Genomic DNA, 545 nt, shown 5'->3' on the forward strand with positions numbered 1-545 from the left:
TTGCCCAGCGATGTGATTTCGCCGGGCCGGACCGAGGCCGGGACCTCGCCCGCTTCCTTTTCGGTCAACGCCAAAACCGGGGATGTGTGCTGGGATGCGCCCATGGAGGCTGGCCAGTACAACTACGCCTTCATCATCCAGGAGTGGCGCAACGGCGTGCTGATCGGGGAGATCACCCGCGACGTGCAGGTGATCGTCATCGACGCCACCAACAAACGCCCCCTGATCGACCCCATCGCCGACGTCTGTGCCGAGGCGGGTACCCTGGTGACCCAGAACATCCGGGTGGTGGACCCCGACGGCAACCGGGTGATCGTGCTGGGCTACGGTGGTCCCTTCAACCGCTCGGCGGATAACGTGGTCTACAACCCCTCGATCATTCCGCCCGCTTTTGCTACGCTGACGCCCAACGGCACGGCTCAGAACTCGCCAGCCACCAGTGTGTTCAACTGGCAGACTAACTGCGCCCAGCTTCGGCAGGAGCCCTATCAGATCACCATCAAGGCCAACGACATTCCCACCAACCGGTCGGTGTCGCTGGCCAG

The 545-nt window shown here is 63.5% G+C and carries 1 pseudogene; it reads left to right on the forward strand.

Going from position 1 to position 545, the window contains the following annotated elements:
* Positions 1 to 545 (forward strand): annotated as a pseudogene (locus J2I46_RS32685) (gliding motility-associated C-terminal domain-containing protein); the annotation flags it as partial.

The organism is Fibrella forsythiae (assembly GCF_017353175.1).
Taxonomy (GTDB): Bacteria; Bacteroidota; Bacteroidia; order Cytophagales; family Spirosomataceae; genus Fibrella; species Fibrella forsythiae.